The sequence below is a fragment of the Oceanobacillus sp. M65 genome (genome assembly GCF_052246275.1).
GTDB lineage: Bacteria > Bacillota > Bacilli > Bacillales > Amphibacillaceae > Oceanobacillus_B > Oceanobacillus_B jordanicus.
The window spans coordinates 502,641-524,104 of the sequence record NZ_JBQQCJ010000002.1; the positions used below are offsets into that span (position 1 = coordinate 502,641).

Sequence of the window (21,464 nt, forward strand, 5' to 3'; positions counted from 1 at the left end):
CTTTTGATAGCTTAGTATATGTAATCTGCTATTTTTTATCCGAACATATCCTATCTATTGCATAACCCGTTTGGACCCAATATACTTTTCTTTCCAATACTCATTATTTAAGTTCGTGACCTCAACTCCGCGCGATTCACCAGCGTGAATGAATTTCCCATCCCCAATATATATTCCCATATGGGAGGGACCTGGTTTATAGGTTTCAAAGAAAACCAAATCTCCAACAGACTTTGAATCGACAGGTGTAGCAAAATTCCACATATCACTTACCGTTCTTGGAGTTTCGATCCCCTGTAGGTTGAACACATATTGGATAAAACCACTACAGTCAAAACCTGCTGGTGTAGTGCCGCCCCATACGTAGGGAACACCAACAAAGGAGTGCGCCTGGGCAACGATGCTTCCACCGTTGATTCCTTCGACAACTACCTGCTTTTTTTCTTCCTCTTTTTCTTCTTTAACAATTTCCTTTTCACCCGCGTTACTTACTTGAGGCTTTACTACTTCTGATTCAACCTTGTTTTGGATTGTCACCTTTACGGCTGGAGCTTCGGCCAACTCAATACCATCATATTCATTGCTTGCGGTAACAAGTGCTTCTTTCGTAAGCGGTCCATATATACCATCGATATTTCCTTTATAATAACCAAAATACTGAAGGGCGTTTTGAACTGTTTCTACATTTTCTCCTGTTAAACCTGGATATACTTCTGTGGAAAGACTTTGGATTTGTTTTAAATAGAGATCTTTTTCAGTATCAATCAAGGCCTGGATGGTTTGTTCATCTGCTTGGCCGTTAATTGTTATATTATAATCTGCTTGAAAGTTTTTTAAAGCATGGGCGGTTAAAACACCATATTCTCCATCTAATTCAGTATCAAAATATTCTAGCTTATTAAGCTTTTTCTGCAGAAGTTTAATAGACTCTCCGTGTTCTCCAAACTCTAGCTGTTCTGTTTCCATTAATATTTTATTTTGCAGTTCAGGGTATGCATCGACGTACGTAACAAGCGGCTGACTAAGTACATAACTACATAATATGGAATGCTTTACCACATGTTCCATTGTTCCATTCAGCATGCAACAATCCCCTTTCCCGATATGAAAGCTCTTAACAGATTTATGTAGAAAATTATATTTTCATGCGTTACGTTTATGTTACAATAAACATTAATTTGAGATTATTGAAGTGGGGAGATCATAATGATAACTGGTGAACAAGCTTACTTAGATTTGTGTAAACATATTTTGGAGCACGGAACAAAAAAGGAGGACCGGACGAACACTGGAACATACTCTGTTTTTGGTCATCAAATGCGATTTGATCTTAGTAAAGGATTTCCACTATTAACTACTAAAAAGGTCCCTTTTCGCCTTGTTGCTTCTGAACTGTTATGGTTCATAAAAGGTGACACCAATATACGTTATCTTTTAGAGCATAATAATAATATTTGGAATGAGTGGGCCTTCGAAAAGTGGGTTAATAGCACAGAATATAAAGGACCTGATATGAAGGACTTCGGAAACCGCAGTCAGGTGGACGATGCATTCAAAGCGCAATATATGGAGCAAATGAATCTTTTTAAGCAAAATGTATTGCACGATGATGTTTTTGCTGCCAAGTATGGAAGTTTAGGGTCCGTATATGGGAAACAATGGAGAGAATGGAAAACCTCAAACGATACAACCATTGACCAGTTAAAAGATGTCATTACATCTATTAAACATAGCCCTGATTCCCGACGGCATATCGTGTCTGCTTGGAATCCTGAGGATGTACCAACAATGGCTTTACCGCCATGTCACACCTTATTTCAATTTTATGTAGCAGATGGAAAACTATCTTGCCAACTATATCAGCGAAGTGCCGACGTCTTTTTAGGTGTACCATTTAACATCGCAAGTTATGCACTGCTAACACATCTTATTGCATATGAATGTGGCCTTGAAGTTGGCGAATTCGTTCATACCTTAGGGGATGCGCATATCTATCTAAACCATGTTGAGCAGGTAAAGACACAATTAGACAGAGATGTTCGGAGTATGCCTGAGTTAAACATTACGGGGGACAAGCAGTCTATCTTCGACTTTGAGATGAGTGATTTTGCTGTAGTAAATTATAATCCTCATCCGTCTATTAAAGCACCAATCGCAGTTTAGGGAGAAAAGGAGGGAATAGAATGATATCTTTGTTATTGGCGATGGATCGCAACAACCTGATTGGACGAAACAATGATCTTCCATGGCATTTACCTAAAGATTTACGATTCTTTAAGGAAAAAACGTTAGGCAATACAATTATCATGGGTAGAAAAACCTTTGAATCAATAGGATTTCCGCTACCCAAAAGAGAAAATATTGTGATCACCAGCTCTTCAGAGTTAGAAAAGGAAGTTACTTGTATTTCGAGCGTTGACACCATCAAGGAATGGAACAAAATGAACCCTGAAAAAGAATACTTTGTTATCGGTGGTGGCCGTTTATTTGAGCAAGTACTGCCATTTGCTGACCGAATGTATATTACGTTAATTGATGAAGCCTTCCAGGGTGATACTTACTTTCCTGAAATCTCTTATGAGGATTGGGAAGAGAAATCCAAGGTAAAAGGAGAAAAGGACGAGAGTAATCCTTATGACTACTACTTCATACAATATGATCGGGTTAAATGATTGACTGTAAAAGTGAATGAAATAATTTAAAGTGATTAAACTAAGAAGAGACACATAAAAGCTTGTTCGTCTATGGGCTTCCATGGTAAACTAAGGGAAACAAGTCTGTATCATCAAGACATAACTTTAAAGAGTAGAGAAGGTGTTTAGATGTTTTCAAGTATTGGATTTCCTGGATTGATTCTTATCCTTATCATAGCACTTGTTATCTTTGGTCCGAAAAAACTTCCAGAAATAGGGAAAGCAGCGGGACAGTCATTAAGTGAGTTTCGCAAGTCAACCCGTGACCTAACTAACGATGACTCATACGATGAAAAAGAAGTCACTAAAAGTGAAACAAAATAAAACTTGGGAGTGAAATGAAATGTTCAGTAGTATCGGCATCCCGGGCTTAATATTAATTTTAATTGTTGCTTTAATTGTTTTTGGACCTTCTAAACTACCAGAAATCGGCAAAGCTTTTGGAAGTTCTCTGAAAGAATTTAAAAATGCTACAAGAGATATTGTTTCAGATGAAGAAACCACAAACAAAAGTAATAATCATACATCAACTAAAAATTAATGAATGAAGGTGTAAGGTACATACCCTTGCATCTTCTTTTGTGTCTGCTAAGATATAATTCAGGAGTGTGGAATATGTCAGACAACAGTACAGATTTACATGAGAAGGAAATGAACGTAACAGGACATCTAACAGAGTTGAGAAATAGAATAATTGTTACAGCAGTTTTCTTTGTAGCCTTTTTCGCTTTGGGATTTATTTATGTGAAGGACATCTATCATTTTTTCACAGCAGATCTCAGTTTTCAGCTAAACATTATTAGCCCTGGTGAAACAATTTGGCTTTATTTTACCATGGCAAGCCTTGTGGCAATCGCTGGTACAATACCAGTCTTGACATACCAGATTTGGGCATTTATTAAACCTGGATTAACAGACCTTGAGAGAAAGGCATCCATGGCATACATACCTGCTGTATTCTTATTGTTTATTGCCGGTTTAGTATTTGGCTATTACTTATTCGTTGAATTAATTCTGCCTTTTTTACTTGGTTTAAGTGAAGGTATGTTTAATGAGATGTTTACAACCGAGAAATACTTTAAATTTATGTTGCGTGTTACGTTGCCATTTGCGATCCTGTTTGAGATTCCAATCATTGCAATGTTTCTAACAACAATTGGCGTTCTAACACCTGAATTTATGCGCAAGAGCCGAAAATACGCCTATTTAATTTTGATTATTATTGGTACAATTGTCACGCCACCTGATTTCTTACTACAACTTGTTGTAGCAGTACCATTAATTCTTCTCTATGAAATCAGTATACGTCTTTCAGCATTCGTTTATCGGAAGAAGCTAAAAAGGCATCAAGAATTTATGGATCAGGAGGAGCTGTAACAGAGGAGGGATAAACATGCGCTCTTTTTATCATTATTTAATGACCTATCGTGGGAAGAAAAAGCCTGACAATAATTCACAGTTGGCGGACTGGGCATTTTACGACCATAACTTTCCCCGACATTCTACAGACTACGATGAGTTAAGTAGCTACCTCGAATGGAACAGTCCTTTTGCTGCGGCGTTGGTGACCTTTGATGCGTTGTGGGACGATTATAAAAAATAAAATTTACAATGAGTGGAGGAGCTGTCTAAAAGGCAGCTTTTTTTATTTAATAACACTTCAAACAAACGTTTGATCAAAAAATACACGAGTTTAGAAAAGCGGTAGTAGTCTTTATAATTAAGGAAGGAATTAATATCCGACCATAATTGTTCCCCTTTCGACAAATTAAGCTACTTCACCGGCGAGAAACTGTTGAATCATGCGGTTGCCCGGGAAATATTCCATTAAATTATTCCCCCTATTTCTTAGCCTACACCATTTTGTTAATGCAACGTATTCTATTAGTGATGCAAAGTCAAAATTCATATAACAAAGGGGAAGTGCAGCATGGTATTTCCATCACCTCGGAACCAGCCATTCCAACGTCCATCAGGTCCAAGTTCTAATCCATTTATGTTTCCCAATCAAAATGCAGGTCCTACTAGACAAGGATTACCATCACTTTTAGGTAAATTTACAAACCAACAAGGATCTGTGGGATTAATAAATAAAGGGGTGGGAGGACTATCTTCGACTTTAAATAATGTGCAGCAAGTTTTAAAAGTCGTACAGTCTACCGCACCTATTGTGCAGGAATACGGTCCAATGGTAAAGAACCTGCCATCTATGTATCGTATGATGAAAGCTTTTAAAGATATGGAAGCAGATGATAAAGAATCCAAGGATGCTCCAAACAATTTAGAAGATCAAAAGCAAAGGAAAGAACAAACCACAAATAGTCAACCCAGCATACGAAAAAAGAAAGAAACGAGCGGTGATTCAAAGCCAATTCTATTTTTTTAAAAAAAATAAGGCCCCCGACTTGATTTTTTTAATAAGAAACGGAAAAATAGAGGTAAGCTGAAATCAGCAATGGAGGTAATAGCATGAGTTCAAATAAAGAAACTGCAACATTTGCCGGGGGTTGCTTTTGGTGTATGGTAGAACCATTTGATCAGAGGCCAGGGATTCATCGCGTAGTATCAGGATATACAGGGGGACATGTAGAAAACCCAACATACGAACAAGTTTGTTCTGATACGACAGGCCATGTGGAAGCTATAGAAATTACTTTTGATCCAGAAGTCATGCCATATGAGCAATTACTTCGTACATTCTGGCAACAAATCGATCCAACTGATGCCGGAGGGCAATTTAACGATCGCGGGGAATCTTATCAAACCGCTATCTTTTACCATAACGAGCAACAAAAACAACAAGCAGAGCAGTCTAAAAAAGAATTAGAGCAGAGTGGAAAATTCTCTAAGCCCATTGTTACACCAATTCTTCCAGCAAAACCATTCTATTTAGCGGAAGAGAACCATCAAGATTACTATAAGAAACAGTCGTTTCATTATAAACTGTACAAAAAAGGATCGGGAAGAGAAGACTTTATAAAAAACACATGGAAGAAAGCTATTGACAAAGAGGAGCTTAAACAAAAACTCACTCCTATTCAATATCATGTTACCCAAGAAAACGGGACGGAAAGACCTTTTCAAAATGACTATTGGAATAATGAAGAAGAGGGAATTTATGTCGATGTTATTACAGGTGAGCCATTATTCTCTTCTAAAGATAAATATGATGCAGGGTGTGGATGGCCAAGCTTTACCAAGCCAATTGATAAAAATCAAGTGGAGGAGAAAACAGACACTACACATGGCATGAGGCGTACAGAAATAAGAAGTAAAGATTCCGATTCTCACCTTGGACATGTCTTCGAAGACGGTCCAATGGAAGCGGGAGGGCTGCGATATTGTATGAACTCAGCTGCTATGAGATTTGTACCTGTAAGTAAAATGGATGAAGAAGGTTACAAAAAGTTTCTTTATTTATTCAAGTAAACCATAATAATATTATGTAAACAAAGAGAGGAAACAAGCATGATTCATTTAGATTGGGATAAAAGACAAACAAAAAAACAAATAAAATGTGTCCATGCGGATGCTAAAAAGTTTATCGTACATCATAAGTTAACTCCAGGGGAAGTTTATGACGTAAAAAATGAAACAGATGAGTTTTATTTCATCATGGATAACAGTAATCGCATTGGCGGTTTTCGTAAAGATTACTTTGAAGAGGTAAAATAACAGGGGAGCCCCCTTGTTATTTTTACCTCTTATTTTTTTAACCGAGTCTCTTCGAACTGGTTTATAAATAAAGATTTGCAAGCATGATTCCGAGGGTTTCTTGGTAGATATCTTCAAATTGTTCAATGGGTAGTGGGTTCACTCCACTGCCTAATTCTATTGTAAATCCTGGGAGTTGAAACTCTTGAATAAACCAATCTTTATAGCCTGCATAACTATCTATATACTGGATAGGCTCGTAACCGCTAACTCGTGCGTATTCCATGACAATTTGTTCTGATTCTGGTGGTTCAAACCCTTCAAACCCCCAATAAATTTCTTCTCCCTGTGTGTGTAAAGCATTCACACGCACAAAATCACGTTGCCTTGCTAATTCTGCCATTGCTATCGCCTCAGGTTCAGTTAAAGGGGCATAGCCCGGGAAGTCCCGAGGCTCGGGGGAAGTTGGTTTTCGTTCAGCTTCAACCTCCCAAAGTGCTGGGTATTGGTTATTTAGGTCGACTCCCCGAATATTCGCCTTCCAGTTTGAAAAATCAGCCTGTTGACTATTTATATCCAAAACTTCTTCTTCTCTGTCCTCAGCAGCACCAGCACCATTAAGAACTAGGTTTACACCATCTGGATTAACCATTGGAACAATAGAGAAAGTCGTATCTGTAAATAATGGTAATGCAAATACTCCTCTTATGGGAAGATGATTTGTCAATGCGAGGGCATAATCGTTTAAAAATCGCATAATAACTGGTGTTGTAATCCATTCATTTGCATGAAAAGAGCCATTTAAATGGACTTGCTTCGCTCCATTACCAATTTGCAATTCAATTAGATCTTTACCCATCACGGAATTCCCAATAATGTTTTGCCGAATAAAAGGATATACCTCTTGTAATGTTTGGAGGTCTTCTAGCATCTTATCATACGTATACCTATCCGGATCAGTGAAGAGCATAGCGTTAACCTTTTGGGGGATCTGTAGTAATTGTCCTTGTTGCAAATTGCTCGGATCCAGAGATTCGTTTGCTAGAAACAACATATCTAAAGGGACGTTATTACGGATTGAAATAGAATACAATGTATCATTTGCCTGTATGTTGTAGGGATCATTTACATAACCAGGAATTTGTATATTCTGCCCTATGGATAATTGATTGGGGGATATTCCAGGATTTGATTGTTCTATTAAAACGAGGGGAATACCAAATAACTGGCTATAATACCATAATGAATCCCCTTGACGGATTGTTATTTCCATGCAATTCTCTCCCTTATCATGTATTACTAAATAATATGGTTATACGTTTAAAAAGTGAATCATACAAGGTATGTAGATTGTGTTACTTTATAAATAGTATGAATATTTAACTAATATGCTATAATATACAACAAATGCGACCAATCGAACTAGTAAAATAGGGGGAGAGTTTTCATGAAGGTGTTTAAAACAAGTGATGGGATTGACCTGGCCTATTCTGATGAAGGGGAGGGTAACCCTGTTATATTTATAGCAGGGTATCGTGCAAGTAGACATACTTGGTTTATGCAAACGAAACTTTTTGTGGAACTTGGTTACCGTGTACTAACACTGGATCGTCGATCACAAGGATCTTCTGATCGACCAAATCATGGACACCGGATGTCTAGGCATGGTAAAGACTTAGATGATTTTATGAAAGCGTTAAATCTTAGTAATGTACTTCTCATTGGTCAGTCTATGGGAGCATCTACAATATGGGCTTACGTCTCACTATTTGGAGACAATCTTCTACGTGGCATTGTGAGTATAGATCAGACACCAAAAATGTTGAACGAGACTGACTGGGATTATGGGATGTACCATCTCAACCTTGTAATGATACATTAGTCCATTTCATACAACAGCTTAAGTAATAAAGTATCTCTACACAGGTCGAGTTAGAAGGTTTGCTCTTTTAATTTTTGGTGAAAATAGTTATAATAGCTTGTAGCATACTTATTAGAAACGGATATGTAATGATTAGAGGAGGAAATGGTTTTATGGCTTTTGTAATAACTTCACCGTGTAAGGAAGAAAAGGCGGGCGAATGTGTAGAGGTTTGTCCTGTTGACTGTATAGAAGAAGGAAAAGATATGTTTTATATAGATCCAGAAATTTGCATCGATTGTGGTGCTTGCGAAGCAGTTTGTCCTGTAGAAGCAATTTATATGGAAGATGAGGTACCTGAGGAAGAGACTCCATATATCGCAATAAACCAAAAGTTTTTTGAGGAAAAATAATTCGTAACAAAAAGCTCAACCGGAGAAAATACCGGTTGAGCTTTTTGTGTATAAATAGATGTAGAGTAGATTATCTTGTTTGAAAACTATCATACCCATAGTCTTCCATGGTTTCAATCTCAATGTTTTCTACGTTAACGAACTTATTTAAACCCTCATCAAGTTGTTGTATAAAGGTATTTAGCTGTTCTTCTTTCCCTTCAACTTCAAGTTCTACCGTACCATCATCATTATTTTGAACCCAACCATATAGGTTCATTTCTTTTGCCCTCATCTGTGCTGAATTCCTAAAACCTACACCTTGCACTCGTCCACTAATATTTAGATGCTTTCTCATTATTTCACCTCTCTATTTATTCTAATTACCTGTTTAACTGTTATTAAAACACATATATTCATCTAAAATAGTTCATAATAATGCTAATCTATAGTGTAGAAGAGGAGACAAATTAGTGAGTGAAATTCAACTTCCACAATTTCCAGAGCCTTATTGGCGTGAAATGAAACTACCCACATTTGAAAAATTGACCACTTCCATAAAAGCTGATGTTGGGATTGTAGGGGGCGGTATTACTGGTATCACTGCAGCCTATTTATTATCCAAACAAAATTTAAAAGTTGTTTTAATCGATTCTGATGAAATACTTAATGGTACTACAGGTCATACAACAGCCAAAATAACGGCACAACATGGTTTAATCTACGATGAATTTATGAAACATATGGGAGAAGAAAAAACAGCCAAGTATTATCATGCTGCTATAAAGGCGAAGGAATTCATAAAGAATACCATATCAGAAAATAAAATTGATTGTGATTATGAAATGCAAGATGCCTATGTATACACAAATGATAATAAATATATTATGCAGCTAGAAAATGAAATAAAGGCTTATGAAAAGTTAGAAATTAGTAGTGAATATTTATCGGAAATACCTTTAAACCTGCCAATAAAAGCAGCAGTTATGATGAAAGACCAAGCTCAATTCCACCCTTTAAAATACTTAAAGGCACTCGTTCAAGCAAGCAAAGATAATGGAGTCGAGTTTTATGAGAATACGACAGCTGTTGATATTGAGTATAACAAACACCCAAATATTGTTACAAAAGATGGCCACCGTATCACATGTAATCATGTAATTGCTGCATCACATTTCCCATTTTATGATAAGCAAAGCTTCTACTTTGCCAGAATGTACCCTGAACGATCATACGTTCTAGCTATCAACTCAAAGCTAAAATACCCTGGAGGTATGTATATTAACGCAGAGAGTCCTTCACGATCTGTTAGAAGTACACCAGGGGAGAAGGGAGCCTTATGGTTAATTGGAGGAGAGAATCACAAAACAGGTCAAGGTGAGTCTGTTATCCATCATTATGAAAAGCTTGAGGATTTTTCATCGAAGCATTTTGAAATGAAGGATATTGCCTATCGTTGGTCTGCCCAGGATTTAATCACCATAGATAAAGTACCATATATTGGTGCTGTATCCAAAGGAGAGAGTAATGTTTATGTAGCTACAGGATACAGAAAATGGGGTATGACGAATGGTACTGCAGCAGCCATGATCCTTGCTGATAAAATAACGGAGACACCGAATGAATATGCGGATATATATGAACCATCGCGGTTTCAGCCAGATCCATCTGTACGTAAATTTATTGAGATGAATGCAGATGTAGCAAAGCATATGGTAAAGGGTAAATTGGATTTTTCTAATAATGAGCTAGCACAAATAAAAACAGATGAAGCAATTGTTACTCGAATTAATGGTAAAAGAACTGGGATTTATAAGGATAAAGAGCAAACATTGCATGCTGTAGACACGACCTGCACACATTTAGGTTGTGAAGTCGAATGGAATTCTGGTGACCGAAGCTGGGATTGTCCATGTCACGGGTCGAGATTTTCTTATGAGGGTAATGTAATGGAAGGTCCAGCAAAAAAACCTTTAGCTAAAGTAGACATTAAAAGTGAACATGGTTGATTAGAAATAAAAACATAAAAAACTACACTAAGAAAATTGTTTCTAGTGTAGTTTTTTTACAAAACATCTCACTATCTCAAGTATACTTTGATATTAAGATTAGATTTCAGGTTTTTGCTACAACTTCCTATAATATATATTATGTAAACCCGAAGATAATAAAAAATAAGTAGTCACCATTTTAGTTAATTCTCTTCCCCAATAAGCTACTGGATTCGAAAAGTTACTTTTTTCCCCGAAAAAGTCCGGATTAGATTTAGAAATCACCTTGTAATGAATCTTTGTTTTTAACTATTTTCATTACCATCAGGCTTAATAAAACAAATTTAACCCGATTATAATAATCATTAAATCTGCGCAAATATGTATTATCCACGATGCCCAAATGGTTCTGTTCTTCTCATTAACCAACTGGAAAACCAAACCAATTATCCATAACCCAATAAAGCAAATTAAAATAATTTCAGCTGTAAACCACAACATAATCATCGGTATATGGTAGCTTGCAAACAATAACGGGCTATATATATAGCCCCATTTACGCGGTAAATTAAAGAATATAAACCCTCTAAAGAAATACTCTTCAAGTAAAGAGTTACCAAAAGAAACATAAATCCCGACAAAAATAAAACCAGTTGCTGTAATGCCGAGTCTATCTGTTAAGTCTTGCTGGATCAGGTTAAGATCAATTTGTGGTAAAAATAACAGATAAGCAGCAAGCACAATTCCTGCTGATGATAGGCCAAGAATCGTAACTTTCAGCCATTCTCTCCTCCCCATCTTGGATAATGCAAGCACTTGTTTGAAATGAAAATCCTTGCATAACTTCATATAGACCCATACAACAATGAAAAAGAAGCTTATTTTACAGACAGTCTTTATAACATAATTAATCTCTATTCCATGCTCTATAAATGCCAATACAGCACAGGTAAAGAAACTACTTAACAAAATATAGGTTGTTTTTCTAATCATGTTCTCCCCCCCTTACTTTCAGAATGCTATAAATAGTAACTTTAAAAGACTACTTTTATTTTAACATAAGAAATATTCAAATGAGTTTACCAATAAAAAAGCCTGCTTCCCAAGGGATACAGGCTTTTTACCAATATAGAAATAGACTAAGGTTTTACGTTATTGAGACTTTTTTTAGGAGATTTGGAAAACTAAGCATCATTACCCTCAAACAGATTCATACTTAAGTACCTTTCTCCTGTATCAGGAGCTATACATACGACACGTTTCCCTTTTCCTAATCGAACTGCTTCCTCTATGGCAGCTGCGACTGCAGCCGCTCCTGATAGTCCAATGAAGATACCTTCTTGTTGAGGTAACCTTTTATACATGGAAACTGCAGTTTCGTCTTCAATTTGAACAATTTCATCATATATAGATGTATTTAAAATATCGGGTACAAATCCTGGGCTTGTTCCCACCAGTTTATGACTCCCTGGCTCGCCACCAGAAAGAACAGGAGAGCCTTTTGGTTCAACTACGGTTATTTTTAATTCTGGTAATTTCTCTTTTAACATTTCTCCAGTGCCCGTTACCGTTCCACCTGTCCCTGCGGTGCATACAAATGCGTCAAGCTTTCCATCCATCTGTTTGAGAATTTCAGGGGCTGTTGTCACACGATGCACGTCAGGATTGGCTACATTTTCAAATTGCTGAGGTATAAAACTGTTCGGTATATCCTTTTGTATCTCCAACGCTTTTTGAATTGCACCTGGCATTTTCTCTTTGCTCGGTGTTAACACTACTTGTGCTCCAAAAGCTTGTAGAAGGTTTCTTCTTTCCTGTGTGCTATTGTCAGGCATAACAAGAATCGCTTTATAGCCCTTGGCAGCAGCATTCATTGCTAGGCCAATTCCGGTGTTCCCACTTGTTGGTTCAATAATCGTGTCCCCTGGTTTAATGAACCCTTTTTCTTCTGCTACTCTAATCATATTATAAGCTGCTCTGTCTTTAACACTTTTACTCGGATTAAACATTTCCATCTTTATATATACATCTGCTGCATTCTCTGGAACGAGTCGATTTAACTTTACCATTGGTGTTTCGCCAATTAATTCTGTTATATTTTGAACAACCTTCATATAGATAACCTACCTTTTCGCACTCTCTTTTGTATTTCGATCATATCACCTTAAAGTTATGACAAACAAGTAAACTGCACAAGATAAATTGGTATTAATTGGTAGTGTGATGAAATGTATAGGAATTGCATAAAGGGTTAAAATAATTTTTGTAATTGTTATGTGGCCTGCAAAAAGTAAACCACATATAAAAAAATAAAAGGAGTGTTAGCGATGAGCAATAATAACAACAACAATCGTCAGAACAACCGCAATAACAACCGTAATGAGAACAACAATAACAATAACAATAACAACAACCAGGATATTAACAACGTTGAATTTGCGAATGAATTCCTAGACAATAACAACAACCGTAACAATGATAATAACCGCAACAACAATCGTAATGAAAACAATCGTAACAACAACCGCAACAAATAAATTAACCTCAAAAAAGCTGCTTCCATTATGAAGCAGCTTTTTTGTCACCAACTCAGTATAAATAGCTATAGAGTCAACGAAACATCGTAAATTAACATTCTTCTACTCATTTAAAGTCTTTAGCGACTCCACAGCAGGACCTTCAATTACCTCACCTGTTCCACTAAAACGTGATCCGTGGCATGGACAATCCCATGTATTATCACCGTCGTTCCATTGGACACCACAACCGAGATGCGTACAAGTAAGATCAACATAATGTAAGTTGCCATTTTCATCTTTATAGGCTCCTACCTCTTCGCCGTCTCGCTTGGTGATCATCCCTTGATTATTTGACAGTTCTTCCGGATTATTCTTTTCACTGGCATCATCATAGTGATTAGGGTTTTCTTCCTTCGGTTCTACCGAGGTCCTTTCCTGAATGTTTCTTTCAGGAGAAAATATAGCTTGATAAGGATTGTCTTTTTCAAGAATGGTGTCAGTAAGAATTTTTGCACCAGTAGCAGAAATGGCCAGCCCCCACTTGCTTAACCCTGTTACTACATAAACATTAGGTTGATCTTCTGAAAGTGCGCCGATAAATGGGAGTCTGTCTTCTGAAATATAGTCATGGGCGGACCAGCGATTTATAATCTCTTTTACTTCAAACAGCTCCTTAGCAAAAGATTCTAGCTCTTTGTATCGCTCTGAGGAAGACTTTCCATCACCAGTCGAATGACTTTCTCCACCAACTAATACAACCCTTCCTGTTTTACTATCTAAACCACGTAACGTCCGTTTTGGTAAGTCTGCATTAATGTATAATCCGTCTGGGAATTCATCCTCTGTTTTAACAGCAAGTGCATAAGAGCTCTCTGGATTATTTTGTTTTGAAAAGAATTTACTTTCAGGTTCTATAATGGGTAAATGTGTTGCCTGTACCACTTGGCTAGCTGTTACTTTTAACCCACTTTCTGTCGTACATTCTGTCTTATTGGCTTTTTCGGTAATGTCTATTACCCTTGTCTGATCATATACTTTACCACCAAGGTTTACAAACTCTTCTAACAGCCCAGCTAAAAACTTAACCGGATGAAATTGTGCCTGATTACGCATCATAATTGCCGCTTCTACATCCATATTTAATGGAAGGTCTTCAACAAACTCGCCTTCAATTCCCAGTTTTTCGTAGGCTTCTGCCTCTTTTGAAATTTTGCTGCGGTTTTCTGCTTTTTGAGTAAAAACAAAAGCTTCTCGTTCTTCGAGTTCACAATCAATACCAAATTGGTCGGCAAGTTCCTTAATAGAAGCAATCCCTTCCATATTCGCTTGATAGAACAGCTTAGCTGACTCTTGTCCATAACGATTTATTAGTTCGTCATAAATGAGATTATGCTGTGCGGTTAGTTTTGCTGTAGTAAAACCGCTTGTACCACTAAATAATTCACGCGCTTCAAGCAGTGCTACTTCTTTCCCTGCCTTGGCAAGCTGATAAGCAGTCATCACACCAGCTATTCCTGCTCCGACTACTACCGTATCCACATGAAGATCATTTTTCAGCTCACCATATGAAGGAACTTTTCCTGTGTCTCTCCAATAGGATTCGTTTGCTTTAGGTAAAATAGATGTCGTCTCATTTTGTCTCAATGTTATACCTCCAGGTTAAACTTTGATTATGCTTTTCTTATAACCTGAATTAGCAAGGTGTAAACACTTTGTCAAACTTCTAATTTAATAAATGGTTTATATGAGACCGAATTCGCGCAACATACGATGGTGATAAAATGTCCGCTGCTCCCCGTAATATTTCATTTGCATATCTTTCAGTAGGCTTCGTTTCCTTATCCTTTTCCACGCTAACGAAGGTTAGGCCTTCTACTTCCACCCCGTAATTTAAAGCTAGCGTAATAACTGTCGGGCGGTATCTTTTAGAATACACTCCTTCTCGCCTATATAAATAATCAATCGCTTCTAAAGGTACTTTATAGACGACACCTTCCACCTTTTCCATTTGGGATACAATAATATCTGCTTTCCCGCCATCTTCACTGGATCTCGTAAAGCGAAATCCATAATTTTCAACGACCCCTTTTCCAGCAATAGATGTAAAGTATTGATCGACATTTGCCATTTTAAATCGATTATCATCCATACATGAGCCATATGCAAAGTAGTAAAGCGTTTCATTTTTTAAGTAACGGTATACTTTCCAGTCTCCAAATGGTACTTCTTCCAATTTATCTTCAGTGTCTGCTTTTTCTTTATAAATAAATGCTTCATACTGTTCATTTGTTGATGACAATACAGAAACGGTAGACCGAAAACACTTTAGTTGATTACCTAGATCTGTTAGCTTTTCATCGTTAATCTCTACTAGCTCCCCATATGTTAACGCTTCGGGATCCTCCGCTAAATAAGGAGTTCCACTCCAATCAAAAAGTTTACCTCTTATCCACACTTGTTCATCTATGCTAGTTGATTCCTTTTTCAATACTTCCGCTTTTTCACCTATCCTTAGATCGCCATAAATAAATAATAAATGCATGTTATCTCCCCTTTCTATTTTCTATACCTTATGAAGGGTCCTGTAAAACGATGAAGACGTGAGGGTATAGATTCTTTACCTTAGATAAAAATAAGATAAACCTCAATACAAATTAGGAGTATGATAAATATGAAAGCCGTAACATATCAAGGAAAGTATGCCGTTGCAGTTAAGAAAGTCCCTTTTCCTACGATACAGGATTCAGAAGATGTAATTATTCGAGTTACTTCTACTGCCATCTGTGGATCTGATCTTCATTTATACCAAGGTAATTTTCCATTGCCTATTGGCTATACTATTGGGCATGAACCGATGGGGATTGTAGAGGAAGTTGGACCTGATGTAACGAAAGTAAAAAAGGGTGACCGGGTCGTTATCCCCTTTACGGTAGCCTGTGGCTCATGTCCCTACTGTACGAATCATCAGGAGAGTCAGTGTGACAACTCCAACCCACACTATGATTCAGGAGGATATTTTGGTTACTCCGAAAAATTCGGTGACTTTCCTGGTGGACAAGCGGAATATTTACGCGTCCCTTATGGAAATTATACACCCTTTTTAATACCAGAGGATTGTGAGTTAGAAGATGAGCAATTGCTTTTCTTATCCGATGTTCTTCCTACTGCATATTGGAGTGTCGAGCATGCCGGTGTTAAACAGGGAGATACAGTTATTGTCCTTGGTTGTGGACCTGTTGGGCTAATGGCACAGAAATTCGCCTGGCAAAAAGGAGCAGAGCGTGTGATTGCGATTGACTATTTTGATTACCGCCTCCAACATTCAAAGCAGACAAACAAGACGGAGGTCTTTGATTTTACAAAGTATGATGATATGGGTGAAACATTAAAAGAGTTAACGAAAGGCGGAGCTGACGTCGTAATCGATTGTGTAGGGATGGATGGAAAGAAGTCAGCTTTGGAATTTGCTGAGCAAAAATTAAAGCTTCAAGGTGGCACATTAGGTCCAATTCAAATTGCTACAAAAGCTGTTAAAAAATGTGGCACAGTGCAGTTAACCGGTGTTTATGGTGGGCTCTATAATATGTTTCCATTGGGACCCTTTTTCTCAAGAAATATCACCATTAAAATGGGGCAAGCCCCCGCACGAAGTTATATGCAGGAGCTTTACCGACAGATTACAGCTAATGAAATTGATCCAACTGATATTATTACCCATAAGCTTCCCCTAGATGACGCTGCAGAAGGGTATAAGTTATTCCAAAATAAAGAAGATGACTGTATAAAAGTCATCTTAAAACCATAATTCTTAAATTAATTTGGCGAGATTTTTAAACTCCAGCTCGTCAAATTTTTTCTGTATCTTCTCTTTATCATAACTCCATAAGGCCCCGTCTAGTTCGCAAGTAACAGGCACATCACATTTAATTTCAGCAAGAGTTCTTGAAAGGTGTAGCATATCTAAGTTCGCTTTAATTTTAGTTTGTACACCTTTTGGTAATGAGTCTATATTAATAAGCAGTTCGTCTATTGTTCCGTGCTCTTTTATAAGCTTGAGTGCCGTTTTCTCCCCAATCCCTTTTACACCAGGATAGTTATCAGAGGTGTCTCCCATTAATCCTTTTAAATCTATGACCTGTCTTGGGGTAATTCCTTTCTTCTCATAAAAGTTTTCATTTGTGAAGACCTCATAATTTCCTTGTCCTTTTCGCATGATTGCAACTTGGATATGCTCCTCTACAAGCTGTAAGATATCTTGATCGCCTGTAAGGATCGTCACGTCATTCTCTTGTGCATATGTTCTGGCTAATGTCCCAATGCAATCATCCGCTTCAAAGTTTTCTAATCCGATGTTTGGCATATCAAATGCCTCGACAACTTCTTTTACTAGGTCAAATTGTGGGATCAATTCTACTGGTGGAGCATCACGGTTAGCTTTATACCCTTCATACATGTCAGTACGGAAAGTCTTACTCCCCATATCCCAGCAACATACTACATGGGTTGGTGTAAATGTTTGTACTGCATCTAGAAAATAACGCATAAACTGGTATACCCCATTTGTTGGGATGCCTTGCTTTGTAATCATAAAGTTACCCCTGAAGGAAGTAGCAAAGAATCCTCTAAATAAGAGTGCCATTCCATCGACGAGTAATACTTGTTTTCTATCCATCATTTCTCAATCCTTTGTATTTTGATTAGTTAGTATATCTTCCAACTTTTGACGTTTCGCTGTAAGAATGTCTGTGTTCAGCGGGATTGTCAACGCAGCAAGGGAATCTTCTACATATTGTTCGACTCTTAATTGAATCTGCTGCTGAATTTCTGAGACGTTTTCCTGCCATTGTATATCATATTGCTGCTCCAACACCAGTCTAATTTCGTCTAAATAAGTTGATGCCATTGGGCGAATCTGTTGGAAAAGTGCTTCTTTCATTTTTTCTTTTTCATTATGTGCAAAGAAAGCTTTCGTGCCTCGATAGGATGCTAACACAGTAGAAAATTCCTTCGCACTCACAGATTGGAGCCCTTTTTCAAATACTGGCGTCTCTAGCGTTACCATTTCCAAATCTGCCACCTGAAATTGAGCATCCCGCGCATTCAATGTGGTGTATAGATCGTGGTATACTTCCTGAAGCAGTTTATTTACCAATGCTTCAATCCTCAATGCGACAGCCTGTACCTCTTGAAGTAACTCAAATGCTGTATATTCAAGCAGCTGTTGCAAGGCTAGTTTTAATTCTGGCTGTGCAGCTTTTCCAGACTGTGTAATCGTAGTTGGGTTAAATGTTTCTTTAAACATATCATGAAATCGAATCGTATAGCGTTCTAAAACATGAAAAAGTTGTTTGGTAATTTTTTGCTTCATTTGCTTGGACAGAACATCTGTTTCATACCCTTGAATATCCTGTATCATCTCATGCTTCTTATTAGATAATGCTAGCTCGTACTGTTCTCGTTCCTTTTGATCCAGCTTGCTAGAGTTCAAGAAATGCGTCAATGTCGACAGAGCCCGTTCCATGTCTCTAACTGCAGAGGCTACAGTAAGTGAGCTTAGGTCATGTTTAATAAACCTATAAAAGGTTTCTTCAAATCGAGCCATCCCTTTATTTAAAGGCCTTGCCTGCTTCTTTTCTAACAGTGATACTTTACTTGACACAGGATAAAGCCTTGGGAAGCGAATTCCTAATTGTATTAACTGCTCTTGGACATAATCAGTAACCAGTTTTAACTCTTGTTCATTCTGCGCAAGATCAGCAGCATTTACTATAAAGAACATTTTATCAAGCTCAAAAGTGTCTTTAACACGACCAAGCTGCATCAGAAAGTCTTTATCTGCTCGGGATAAGGCATGATTATAGTATGTTACATATAAAATAGCATCCGCATGTTTTATATAGGTGAAAGCCGTATTTGTATGTCGAGCATTGACAGAGTCGGCACCTGGAGTATCCACAAGCGTAACACCCTGTCTTGTAATCTCACAATCATAGTAAAGGTCTATCGCATCAATGTAACAAGCCTTTTTTTCATCTGTTATATAAGGACCTAAATCCTTTAACTGGAGGTCAAGTTGTCCTCCAATGTACTCCTTCATTGCCTCATATCCATCTATCATTGCCTGGAGATAAGATTGATATAAAGGATTTAATTGGTTACTTTGTTGGTAGTTATGGTCTTTTACCCAATTAAGCAACTCTTCAAAATCTGTAACAGTAGGTTGAAATACCTTTAATATTTCACGTATGTCTTTTTCCAAATCTTTTCTTTTTTTCACACTTATATGAACCTCACCATGTGCTATAGCACCAGTTACTGGGTTGATTCGGTTGACGGCAGCTGTTGTTGGATTCGGAGAAACAGGAAGCACATTATCACCAAGTAAAGCATTGGCAAAGGAGGACTTACCTGCACTAAAAGCACCAAATAATGCAACGGTGTACGATCGTTTTTCTAGACGTTGTTTTTTCTGAAGCAGGTCATCGACAAGAGTCTTCGTTCCTGGCACACCCTCTAAAATTTTTATCGAATCGTCTAAATGTGGAAGGATATCCTTTTGAGATGCGAAGCGGTTCTCATCAGGTAGTTTATTGGTATCTTCTTGGTATTCTCCTTTCGCCTCTTGACTCAATCCTTCTACAGAACCCTGCTTCCTTTTTTCGATTCGCTGATGAAGGGCTTCCTCCAGCAATTCACTTGATTTGACGGAAGGCTGATCTGCTTCCAATTGTTTCTGTACGACAGCTTTTTCCTCCGCAAGATCTTGCTCCAATTCTTGCAGACGTAAGATGTTAGAAGTTTCTATTTCAAGCTCAGCTATAGTCGTTTCCCACTCCGTTAGTTGCTTGCTACTTTGTTCAAAAAGTTTAGCTTCTACCATATCTGCTACATGTTTCGCTTGTACTTTATATTTTGATTTAATATCTGCTGAGACATCGTTTGTATAATTTAAAACGTAGTCACTGTTCATGGTGGCACCTGATTTAATTAAACGAAGAAGGTCTTCTTTGGTATAGTCAACGTTCATCCCCTGTACACTGTGGATTAGCTCTGTATCATGAATTTGATATTCTGATAAAATAGCCGATAACTTTTCTTTCAAACGCCATTCTAACGAGGAATTTACCGACTCATTTAATTTTTGTAAAAAAGTGAGGAGTCTAGCTTCCTGCTCCTCTTTTGTTTTCTTTTTAGAACCAAAAAGCCCGACTTTAAAATTAGGCTGTTGTGAAGCAAGAAACTGTTCAGCATTCTCTCTCAGTGTTGCTGGCATTACGTATGCATTCTTAATTGTTTGCTGTGTTTCCAACATCAATTGATTCTTTACAGCTTTAGGCTTCTCCACTAACTCGTCCTTTTGTATAATGAGGTCCCTCTTCTTTTGGAGCATTTCTTCATACGTATACTTGTTATCTACAACAGGCATTTTTTCACTATAAAGACTATCTAAATACGTTTCATGTGCTTTTACAATGGTCTCAAGCGCGTTATACGTTGTATCGTGGGCTTTTGGCTCTTCTTCAATCATATTATTAATTGTTTGTTGCAATGCTTCAAATTCATTATAACGGGCCGACCTGTTAGTTAAAGAGGTGTAAAATATGCCCAAGGGAGAGATCCCCCACTGTTCAAACGTTTGTTTGATACTCGCCTCAAACAATGCAAACGGAAGTTCAGAATCATCATGTTTATCAACCTGATTAATGATGACAAAGTAAGGAATACGTTTTTCCTGAAGAGATTCGAGGAATTGCAAATTCACTTCTGACTGAACATGATTATAATCCATAACATAGAACACAACGTCCACCAAATGCATAGCAGACTCTGTCATTAGCCGATCCGCATCATCCGCTGCATCAATACCTGGTGTATCCATAATTACGGTTCCTTTTGGGAGAACTGTATCATGAGAACGAACGTCAAGTTGCTTTATTAGTTCCCTGTCTTTTGAATATTTTTTAATCAGTTCAAGATCATAGGGTTCTTTTATCTCTATTGTCTCACCGTCACGATAATATACTCGAATAAGACCTTCCCCTCGAGAAATGGTCACAATATTAGCACTTGTGGGTACAGGGCTTTTTGGCAACAAATTTTCACCCAAAAGCGCGTTTATCATAGAAGACTTGCCAGCAGAAAAATGACCAGCAAAGCTGATGATAAACTGGGCATTCTGTTGCTTTTCATAAAGGTCAACTAATTTCGCAACATTAACGTGATCCTGTTTGTCGAGTAAATGGTCATATATGGAAGCCATCTTTTGTAATATCAATTGTTTCTCTTCTTTTAGCATGATCAATTCTAAGACCCTCTCCGTAAACTTTCTCCTTCTCATTATACGCCCTTTAGGT

Annotated in this window: 23 protein-coding genes; 13 read left to right on the forward strand and 10 right to left on the reverse strand. The window is 37.5% G+C overall.

Annotated elements, in window-relative coordinates; genetic code table 11:
• Positions 1-54: 54 nt before the first annotated feature.
• Positions 55-1,083: a C40 family peptidase gene (locus ACTWPF_RS10170; protein WP_443149102.1), complete on the reverse strand. Its 1,029-nt coding sequence runs from the start codon at positions 1,081-1,083 to the stop codon at positions 55-57.
• 123 nt (positions 1,084-1,206) lie between these two features.
• Here ACTWPF_RS10170 and ACTWPF_RS10175 point away from each other — a divergent pair, with 123 nt between their 5' ends.
• From ACTWPF_RS10175 to ACTWPF_RS10215, 9 genes are all read left to right on the forward strand, one after another.
• Positions 1,207-2,163: a thymidylate synthase gene (locus tag ACTWPF_RS10175; protein ID WP_106896771.1), complete on the forward strand. Its 957-nt coding sequence runs from the start codon at positions 1,207-1,209 to the stop codon at positions 2,161-2,163.
• A 20-nt stretch (positions 2,164-2,183) separates the two neighbouring features.
• Positions 2,184-2,672 (forward strand): dihydrofolate reductase, encoded by a 489-nt coding sequence (locus tag ACTWPF_RS10180; RefSeq protein WP_443149103.1) that lies wholly within the window; start codon positions 2,184-2,186, stop codon positions 2,670-2,672.
• A 150-nt stretch (positions 2,673-2,822) separates the two neighbouring features.
• On the forward strand, positions 2,823-3,017 hold the full coding sequence (tatA, locus tag ACTWPF_RS10185) for a twin-arginine translocase TatA/TatE family subunit (protein WP_036572891.1): 195 nt from the start codon (positions 2,823-2,825) through the stop codon (positions 3,015-3,017).
• Positions 3,018-3,036: 19 nt separating this feature from the next.
• On the forward strand, positions 3,037-3,234 hold the full coding sequence (locus ACTWPF_RS10190; RefSeq protein WP_036572892.1) for a twin-arginine translocase TatA/TatE family subunit: 198 nt from the start codon (positions 3,037-3,039) through the stop codon (positions 3,232-3,234).
• A gap of 74 nt (positions 3,235-3,308) precedes the next feature.
• Positions 3,309-4,070, forward strand: a complete 762-nt coding sequence (tatC, locus tag ACTWPF_RS10195) for a twin-arginine translocase subunit TatC (RefSeq protein ID WP_238019027.1) — start codon at positions 3,309-3,311, stop codon at positions 4,068-4,070.
• 16 nt (positions 4,071-4,086) lie between these two features.
• Complete coding sequence (locus tag ACTWPF_RS10200; protein ID WP_443149104.1) at positions 4,087-4,296, forward strand: YozE family protein; 210 nt, start codon at positions 4,087-4,089, stop codon at positions 4,294-4,296.
• 327 nt (positions 4,297-4,623) lie between these two features.
• Positions 4,624-5,079, forward strand: a complete 456-nt coding sequence (vrrA, locus tag ACTWPF_RS10205; protein ID WP_443149105.1) for a VrrA/YqfQ family protein — start codon at positions 4,624-4,626, stop codon at positions 5,077-5,079.
• 83 nt (positions 5,080-5,162) lie between these two features.
• On the forward strand, positions 5,163-6,122 hold the full coding sequence (msrB, locus tag ACTWPF_RS10210) for a peptide-methionine (R)-S-oxide reductase MsrB (protein ID WP_238019029.1): 960 nt from the start codon (positions 5,163-5,165) through the stop codon (positions 6,120-6,122).
• Between the two features lie 39 nt (positions 6,123-6,161).
• Complete coding sequence (locus ACTWPF_RS10215; RefSeq protein ID WP_106896765.1) at positions 6,162-6,368, forward strand: DUF6501 family protein; 207 nt, start codon at positions 6,162-6,164, stop codon at positions 6,366-6,368.
• A gap of 61 nt (positions 6,369-6,429) precedes the next feature.
• Here the strand turns inward: ACTWPF_RS10215 and ACTWPF_RS10220 are convergent, their stop codons facing one another.
• The gene (locus tag ACTWPF_RS10220) at positions 6,430-7,620 is read right to left on the reverse strand and encodes a M14 family metallopeptidase (RefSeq protein WP_443149106.1); all 1,191 of its coding nucleotides are present in this window, start codon (positions 7,618-7,620) and stop codon (positions 6,430-6,432) included.
• A gap of 174 nt (positions 7,621-7,794) precedes the next feature.
• On the opposite strand from ACTWPF_RS10220, the gene ACTWPF_RS10225 reads away from it, so the two are divergent.
• Both ACTWPF_RS10225 and ACTWPF_RS10230 read left to right on the forward strand, forming a co-directional pair.
• A complete protein-coding gene (locus ACTWPF_RS10225) occupies positions 7,795-8,229 on the forward strand; it encodes an alpha/beta fold hydrolase (RefSeq protein ID WP_443149107.1) in 435 nt (144 codons plus the stop codon).
• Positions 8,230-8,381: 152 nt separating this feature from the next.
• Positions 8,382-8,621: an indolepyruvate ferredoxin oxidoreductase subunit alpha gene (locus ACTWPF_RS10230; protein ID WP_036572900.1), complete on the forward strand. Its 240-nt coding sequence runs from the start codon at positions 8,382-8,384 to the stop codon at positions 8,619-8,621.
• A 70-nt stretch (positions 8,622-8,691) separates the two neighbouring features.
• On the opposite strand, the gene ACTWPF_RS10235 is transcribed toward ACTWPF_RS10230, so the two are convergent.
• Positions 8,692-8,958, reverse strand: a complete 267-nt coding sequence (locus ACTWPF_RS10235) for an acylphosphatase (protein ID WP_443149108.1) — start codon at positions 8,956-8,958, stop codon at positions 8,692-8,694.
• Between the two features lie 163 nt (positions 8,959-9,121).
• Between ACTWPF_RS10235 and ACTWPF_RS10240 the strand changes: the two genes are divergently transcribed.
• Positions 9,122-10,609, forward strand: a complete 1,488-nt coding sequence (locus ACTWPF_RS10240; protein ID WP_106898518.1) for an FAD-dependent oxidoreductase — start codon at positions 9,122-9,124, stop codon at positions 10,607-10,609.
• A 312-nt stretch (positions 10,610-10,921) separates the two neighbouring features.
• On the opposite strand, the gene ACTWPF_RS10245 is transcribed toward ACTWPF_RS10240, so the two are convergent.
• The 5 genes from ACTWPF_RS10245 to ACTWPF_RS10265 form a co-directional block, all read right to left on the reverse strand.
• Complete coding sequence (locus ACTWPF_RS10245; protein WP_443149109.1) at positions 10,922-11,584, reverse strand: CPBP family intramembrane glutamic endopeptidase; 663 nt, start codon at positions 11,582-11,584, stop codon at positions 10,922-10,924.
• 191 nt (positions 11,585-11,775) lie between these two features.
• Positions 11,776-12,705, reverse strand: coding sequence for a cysteine synthase A (gene cysK / locus ACTWPF_RS10250; RefSeq protein WP_238019046.1), 930 nt, complete (start codon positions 12,703-12,705; stop codon positions 11,776-11,778).
• A gap of 336 nt (positions 12,706-13,041) precedes the next feature.
• A complete protein-coding gene (locus tag ACTWPF_RS10255) occupies positions 13,042-13,176 on the reverse strand; it encodes a hypothetical protein (protein ID WP_443149110.1) in 135 nt (44 codons plus the stop codon).
• Positions 13,177-13,230: 54 nt separating this feature from the next.
• Complete coding sequence (locus ACTWPF_RS10260; protein WP_443149111.1) at positions 13,231-14,754, reverse strand: FAD-dependent oxidoreductase; 1,524 nt, start codon at positions 14,752-14,754, stop codon at positions 13,231-13,233.
• Between the two features lie 79 nt (positions 14,755-14,833).
• The gene (locus tag ACTWPF_RS10265; protein ID WP_443149112.1) at positions 14,834-15,652 is read right to left on the reverse strand and encodes a gamma-glutamylcyclotransferase; all 819 of its coding nucleotides are present in this window, start codon (positions 15,650-15,652) and stop codon (positions 14,834-14,836) included.
• 129 nt (positions 15,653-15,781) lie between these two features.
• Between ACTWPF_RS10265 and ACTWPF_RS10270 the strand changes: the two genes are divergently transcribed.
• Complete coding sequence (locus ACTWPF_RS10270) at positions 15,782-16,915, forward strand: zinc-dependent alcohol dehydrogenase (RefSeq protein WP_443149113.1); 1,134 nt, start codon at positions 15,782-15,784, stop codon at positions 16,913-16,915.
• Between the two features lie 3 nt (positions 16,916-16,918).
• Here the strand turns inward: ACTWPF_RS10270 and ACTWPF_RS10275 are convergent, their stop codons facing one another.
• Both ACTWPF_RS10275 and ACTWPF_RS10280 read right to left on the reverse strand, forming a co-directional pair.
• Positions 16,919-17,782, reverse strand: a complete 864-nt coding sequence (locus ACTWPF_RS10275; protein WP_443149114.1) for a 5'-3' exonuclease — start codon at positions 17,780-17,782, stop codon at positions 16,919-16,921.
• Between the two features lie 6 nt (positions 17,783-17,788).
• Entirely contained in the window at positions 17,789-21,406 is a 3,618-nt protein-coding gene (locus ACTWPF_RS10280) for a dynamin family protein (RefSeq protein WP_443149251.1), read from the reverse strand.
• Positions 21,407-21,464: the final 58 nt, after the last annotated feature.